The following is a 6,215-nucleotide window of genomic DNA, read 5'->3' on the forward strand; positions in this document are numbered from 1 at the left end:
TGTCGATTCTATCCCCTTAAAGTCTTCCTATCGTGCCGATGAACCGGGTTACTATTATCGCGGTGGGGTTCCCCAAACGGTGGTTTTAGACCAACAGGGTAAAGTGGTTTATGATGGTTTGGGCAATGTTAAATACGAAGATGTGGATGATGTCTTAAGAAAGGTTTTTGATCTTCTGCCTCGAACGCAATCGCTGGAGTTAAAAAGACGCTCTTTTAACGAGTTTAACGCTGAATTGCGCTAGTTACCTCTTTTTTATCCTCAATTGAACCAAAAATAATCATTTAGAGATGCTGTCAGCAGCGTCTCTATCTTGTTTGTAGGAACAATAAAATTATTTACCTAAGTAAGCTGTTCGTAATTTAAATTGCTTGTTGAGACGAGGCAAGGGGCAAGAGGCAACCCCCCTGCCCCCCCGACATCGGGGGGATTGGAGGAGATTCGGCTAATCCAAGAATAAGCAGTTTAAATACGTCTTAGCTTAGTCGTGCAAAATTAATTTCCTAGTCGAGACTCCGAGACTCCGAGACTCCGAGACGGGAGACAACTATTAGGTATCGGATTTGGGTTTTCAGTTCTCTGTTTGCTCACATCAGCAGAAGTCTTACGGAGTAGTGGCTTAGATGTGTAATTAATTTTGCTTAGGTACTTATTGTTTTTATTATCATTTAAGATTTATTTGAACCAATAAATGCTAGGCAGTTCAGATTTTGGCTCTCTTATTCTTTGTGTGATCAGTTTAACTTACTATAGAAGCGATCAATCTTTGTGTCCTCTGTGTCTCTGTGGTTCCTTCCGCTCGCTCGCCCGCAGGACTGTATCTTAGAATACATTTTACCCACCAAACCTAAGAGAGCCAGATTTTATCTTAAATAACACTTAAAAAATATTGGCAACAGTGCCAAACTGGAAAAAGTTTGCTAACCTGATTACATTGATAATAAGAATCATTCTTATAGGTGTGGGAGACAGCAATGAAAATCAAGCAAAATTTCCTAACAGCAGCGATATTACTGGGTTTTTCTGGTCCGGTACTGGCTAATAGTCTCGAAACCCTCTCTAGTAACCCCATGGCACAGGTGACGACGGTGAATCAATTGCGGGATGTTTCTCCCACCGCCTGGGCTTTTGAGGCCTTAAGAAGTCTCGTGGAGAGGTATGGTTGTATAGTAGGTTATCCTGACCGCACTTTTCGCGGTGAACGCGCTTTAACTCGTTGGGAATTTGCCGCGGGGTTGAATTCCTGCTTAAATACCCTAGAAAGATTGATTCAAGAAGGAGTAGCGGTATTAAAAGAAGATCTAGACAAAATCAAGCGATTAGTCAAGGAATTTGAGACAGAATTAGCAGCACTAGGGGCAAGAGTTGATAACTTAGAAAATCGAGTCGCTTTTCTGGAAAATAATCAATTTTCCACCACTACTAAATTAACTGGGGAAGTGGTGATGGCATTATATGGGGTAGCCACAGGAGAAAAAAACGGTGGTGAAGGGATTCCCCAAGTGCCAGCTTTTGGTTATCGGGCCCGTTTAGAATTAAATACTAGCTTCACAGGTAAAGATTTACTCTATACCCGTCTAGCAACGGGAAATATTGCCGATTTAGCCGATACCACCGGAACTTTTCAAAGTACCTTAGCCTTTAGCCAACCGGACGGCAACGATTTACTACTAGAAGTTTTAAACTACAGTTTCCCCGTCACAGAAAATATCTACCTCTGGTTAGAAGCGACGGGAGGTGCTAAAGATGACTTTACCAATACCCTCAACTTTTTGGATGGAGATGGTGCTAGTGGGGCGCTTTCCGCTTTTGGTACCCGCAATCCCCTTTATTTTGCCCCCGGACAAACTGGACTCGGTTTACAGGGTAATTATGGGGCTTTGCAATTCAGCGCCGGTTATCTTGCTGGGGATGCTAACGATCCTAACCCAGGTGCGGGTTTATTTAACGGTTCCTATACTGCCCTAGGGCAGCTGGGTTATGTTCCTAACGAGAATTTTGGCATTGCTTTATCCTACTTTCATGGTTATAATCAATTAGACACGGGGACGGGAAGTCAGCGCTCGAATTTCCGATTTTTCACCGAAGAACTATTCGGGGAGGCTGTCCCGACCATTAATAATAGTTTGGGTTTACAATTTACTTGGCGAATTGTCGATGGTTTTGTCCTCGGTGGTTGGGGAGGTTACACAAAGGCTATCACCCTTAGCACCTTAGATGGACAACTAGAACGCGGGGATTTAGATATCTGGAATTGGGCGGTAACTTTGGCTTTTCCTGATTTATTTAAGGAAGGAAATACGGCTGGTATTATTGTTGGTATGCAGCCTTGGGTGTCTAGTTCTAGTATTAGGTTAAATGATGGCAGTTCCACTAATGATCCCGATACTTCCTTTCATATCGAAGGATTTTATGAGTGGAAAATCACCGATAATATCGCCCTTACTCCGGGGGTAATCGTGATTACTTCTCCTAACTCAAATAATAACAATTCCACCTTAGTTATCGGTACTATCCGCACGACTTTTACTTTCTGATTTGTCTAGGCAGCCAGTCAGAGATAAAGATAAAATATGACAGGACTTGAAATCATCTCTCCACTGGCTGCCATTTCGCACTCTAAACTAACTGAGTGAAGGGGGCATTTATGGTATTTTTAGAAGCAATTTAGCCTACTTTTGTGGTTTCTTTTTTGATGGATTTAGAGGGTTTTAGTTTATGCTTGAGGGTTGAAGTTGTGGCGAAGAGGTCAAGGACGATTTGAGGAACACTGTGGCTCTTCGGGACTTGGTATGGTTCGATAGGGGGGCATAAATCGACTAAATCCTTATCTGGCAAGAGATTTAATTGATTAGTTCGCTCCAGATCGCAAACAATTGACAAAAATTGCGGCAATGTCTGTCTCTATAAGGGTTTCATTCCTTATAACCCCGTCGATTGCATAAGACAAACCGAAGAACCACAAACACTGTTAAATGTGATTAAATAGAGTACAATGAAAGTTGAAGATACACCTAGTTACCTAGTTAAGCCATGAAACAAGTTATCAAAAATATTAAGGTATCGGAGATTCCTACACTAATCGCTCAGTTAGGTCTTTCTCCTGAACAAGAAGTTAATCTGACAATTGAGGAAAATTCAGAAAGTCTTATCTCAATTATGGATAAAGTCGGCAAAAAAGCTCAAGCTAAAGGTTTGACAGAAGATAAACTAACAGAACTATTAGTAGATGAATCCTAATCGAGTTGTTATAGATACAAATGTTTTTATTAGTGCTTTACTAAATCCCCTAGGAACACCCAAAAAAGTAATCAATATAGCAGTCAGTCAATTTACTATTCTCCAGAGCGAGGCAACTTATCAAGAATTGGCAACGAGAATAAGTAAAAATAAATTTGACAAATATTTAGAAAAAGATGATAGGTTAGATTTCTTGTCGTCTCTTAAAAATAGGAGCTTATTTGTTGACATATCGCATGAAACTAGAGTTTGTGCCGATTTAGATGATAATAAATTCTTAGAATTAGCTGTATCTGGAATGGCACAATACATCATAACAGGCGATAAGGATCTTTTAATTCTCAATACTTATCAAGGGATTCCAATTATTACTCCAGCAGAGTTTTTAGTTTTTTTCTAGTGTCCCTGATACCAATTTTCAATAGTCGTGACTAACATCTGAAAGTGTAATTCCTTTCTCCGAGAGGGATTGCGCTTTGAAATGATCAACTAAGTTTGTCATTACTTTTGAAAAATGATATGAGAATTTTTTGAGGGAGGAATGCAAAAAAATAAACCCCCTCAAGATTGATTGAAGGGGCATTTATCGTATTTTTAGAGGCAATTTAGCCTACTTTTGTGGTTTCTTTTTCGGTGGATTGGGAGGGTTTTAGTTTGCGTTTGAGGGTTGAAGCTGCACCGAAGCCGAAAGGGATGATAATTCACCAATCCTCCTCAAACTGTTATCTTTTGATGATGACTAATTTGTTTAGCTTGCTCTTGCTGCTAAATCGGTAGTGATACTGGCATTATATCTGGATAATGTTATGATCCCGATAGGGGTAAATTTTATTGCGATTGCGTTAGCGCAAATACAATATTGATAAAAATTAATGTAGTAACCATAATATAGCTACATTTGGAGAGTAAAATTGAAGTGGACATGGGACGACAACAAAAATCGGACAAACAAGCGCGATCACGGCTTGAGCTTTGAAGCCGCTCAATATGTTTTTGCCGATCCTCTCGCTGTCAGCCGTCCTGATCCATACCCAGAGGAAGAACGCTGGCAGACTATCGGACTGATCGGTAAACTGACTGTATTTGTGCTGCATACTTGGCTGGAGTCTAATTCAGTGACAGGAGAGGAAACGGGACGAATTATTAGCGCACGCAGGGCAACAGCCCATGAAAGGAGGGCTTATGAACAAGGGAGATTCTAATCCAGTACCGCCAGAGATACAGGCTGAAATTGACGCTCTAGCCGCGTCACAAGAGCCTATCCGCACGGATTTGATCCCGGAGGCTACGGGAGATTGGAGCAGGGCCCAGCGTGGTGTATTTTATCGTCCGCTCAAACAGCAGATCACTCTAAGCCTTGATGCTGACCTGATAGACTGGTTCAAAACCCAGGCCACACAAGAGGAGGGGTATCAGACCAGTATTAATCGCGCCCTGCGAGAATATGTGGAAACACAGGCAAAAAAATAAACCCCTTCAAGATTGATTGAAGGGGAATTTATGGTATTTTTAGAGGCAATTTAGCCTACTTTTGTGGTTTCTTTTTAATGGCGATACAATGAAGTTACTGCCACTTAATGAAACCTCTATGAACCTCATCCTTCCCGCTGAACTTCTGCAAACAGTACAAATGACTGAAGCTCAAATGCTCACGGAAATCGCTATCATGCTTTATCAGCAGCAACGTCTTCAATTTGAACAAGCAGCTGAACTAACGGGAATGGCGATCGATGATTTCTACCAATTGCTAGTATCGCGTAATATCCTCACTCCACCCACGGACCCCGACGACGAACCAAAAGAACTCATCCTCACCAGTCTTCGTATTTCTCTTCAGCAAGCTAAAGAGGGCAAAGTACATCCCATCTCTGAACTCTGGGATGGCATAGATGACTGAAGAAATTCCTCCTATTGTTGTTGGGTTTCCTTGCGTCAACCCAACCTACGAATCTAAATGAAGGGGGTTATGATATTATTCCAATAGGAAGGGATAGATAGGGTTATAGCCATGAGTATTGATATCTCCGATGAAATTCTCAGTGCAACACGCATGACTGAAGCTGAGATGAGGCAGGAAATTGCGGTCATGCTCTTTCAAAAAGAGAAGCTCACCCTTGCTCAAGCGAGTCGATTTGCAGGAATGAATCGTATTGCTTTTCAACACCTACTTGCAAGTCGTCAAATTCCGGTACACTACGATGTCGAAGATTTTGAACAGGATATTAAGAACTTGCGGGAGATGGGAAGATTGTGATTGTTGTCAGTGATACATCGCCTATCAACAATCTTGCCGCCATTAATCAACTTCATCTGCTACAACAACTTTACGAAATAGTTTTTATTCCTGAAGCAGTTTATCGAGAATTAACTGAGCCTGATTTTCCGGTAGCAGGTTCAATAGAAGTCCAAACCTTAGATTGGATTCAAACTCGAACGGTAACTAACCGCACAGTGATTGAAGCTCTTGCTGATGAACTAGATAAGGGAGAAGCTGAGGCTATTGCTTTAGCACTTGAGTTGGGAGCAGATCAAGTTTTGATTGATGAGCGTCTTGGTCGTAGAATTGCTGCTAGACTTATACCATTTTTCTAAAGTAATGGCAGAGATGGTTAATTCCCTCACCCCCAACCCTTCTCCCTTTTTGGGAGAAAGGAGTAGAATGTCTGCCACGAATAAAGAAAAATGGTATTAATCTTCGATACACAGGAATTCTGGGCATTTTAGTTGAGGCGAAGAATCGACGGTTAATCTCTGAGGTGAAACCCTTGCTAGACGCTTTGATTGATCGAGCAGGATTTTGGGTTGCTGCACCTTTATACAGCAGTGTTTTACAGATTGTTGATGAAGAAAAAAATAAACCCCCTCAAGATTGAATGAAGGGGTATTTATGGTATTTTTAGAGGCAATTTAGCCTACTTTTGTGGTTTCTTTTTCGGTTGATTTAGAGGGTTTTAGTTGGCAACTGATAATAAAGC

Annotated in this window: 7 protein-coding genes and 3 pseudogenes; 9 read left to right on the plus strand and 1 reads right to left on the minus strand. The window is 41.3% G+C overall.

Annotated features, from left to right (window positions below; all coding sequences use genetic code 11):
* The 4 genes and pseudogenes from IQ242_RS13960 to IQ242_RS13975 all read left to right on the plus strand — a co-directional run.
* Positions 1-244 (plus strand): annotated as a pseudogene (locus IQ242_RS13960) (thioredoxin family protein); the annotation flags it as partial.
* Between the two features lie 730 nt (positions 245-974).
* Entirely contained in the window at positions 975-2,537 is a 1,563-nt protein-coding gene (locus tag IQ242_RS13965; protein ID WP_193960381.1) for an iron uptake porin, read from the plus strand.
* A gap of 496 nt (positions 2,538-3,033) precedes the next feature.
* On the plus strand, positions 3,034-3,240 hold the full coding sequence (locus tag IQ242_RS13970) for a hypothetical protein (protein WP_185237093.1): 207 nt from the start codon (positions 3,034-3,036) through the stop codon (positions 3,238-3,240).
* On the plus strand, positions 3,230-3,640 hold the full coding sequence (locus IQ242_RS13975; RefSeq protein ID WP_193960382.1) for a putative toxin-antitoxin system toxin component, PIN family: 411 nt from the start codon (positions 3,230-3,232) through the stop codon (positions 3,638-3,640). Before IQ242_RS13970 ends, IQ242_RS13975 begins: the two co-directional genes overlap by 11 nt.
* Before the next feature lie 205 nt (positions 3,641-3,845).
* Here IQ242_RS13975 and IQ242_RS26195 read toward each other — a convergent pair.
* Positions 3,846-3,920: pseudogene (locus IQ242_RS26195) on the minus strand (PEP-CTERM sorting domain-containing protein); the annotation flags it as partial.
* A gap of 231 nt (positions 3,921-4,151) precedes the next feature.
* On the opposite strand from IQ242_RS26195, the gene IQ242_RS13980 reads away from it, so the two are divergent.
* The 5 genes and pseudogenes from IQ242_RS13980 to IQ242_RS27160 all read left to right on the plus strand — a co-directional run bounded on the left by IQ242_RS13980 (position 4,152) and on the right by IQ242_RS27160 (position 6,113).
* The gene (locus IQ242_RS13980) at positions 4,152-4,442 is read left to right on the plus strand and encodes a BrnT family toxin (RefSeq protein WP_193960383.1); all 291 of its coding nucleotides are present in this window, start codon (positions 4,152-4,154) and stop codon (positions 4,440-4,442) included.
* Positions 4,423-4,710 (plus strand): BrnA antitoxin family protein, encoded by a 288-nt coding sequence (locus IQ242_RS13985; protein WP_193960384.1) that lies wholly within the window; start codon positions 4,423-4,425, stop codon positions 4,708-4,710. The genes IQ242_RS13980 and IQ242_RS13985 overlap by 20 nt, the downstream gene beginning before the upstream one ends.
* Positions 4,711-4,798: 88 nt before the next feature.
* The gene (locus tag IQ242_RS13990; protein WP_193960385.1) at positions 4,799-5,137 is read left to right on the plus strand and encodes a UPF0175 family protein; all 339 of its coding nucleotides are present in this window, start codon (positions 4,799-4,801) and stop codon (positions 5,135-5,137) included.
* A 111-nt stretch (positions 5,138-5,248) separates the two neighbouring features.
* On the plus strand, positions 5,249-5,494 hold the full coding sequence (locus IQ242_RS13995; protein ID WP_002748168.1) for a UPF0175 family protein: 246 nt from the start codon (positions 5,249-5,251) through the stop codon (positions 5,492-5,494).
* A pseudogene (locus IQ242_RS27160) lies at positions 5,491-6,113 on the plus strand (DUF3368 domain-containing protein). The gene IQ242_RS13995 and the pseudogene IQ242_RS27160 overlap by 4 nt, the downstream one beginning before the upstream one ends.
* The last annotated feature ends 102 nt before the right edge of the window (positions 6,114-6,215 follow it).

Origin of the sequence: Microcystis sp. LEGE 08355 (assembly GCF_015207185.1) — a bacterium.
In the GTDB taxonomy this organism is placed as follows: Bacteria; Cyanobacteriota; Cyanobacteriia; order Cyanobacteriales; family Microcystaceae; genus Microcystis; species Microcystis panniformis.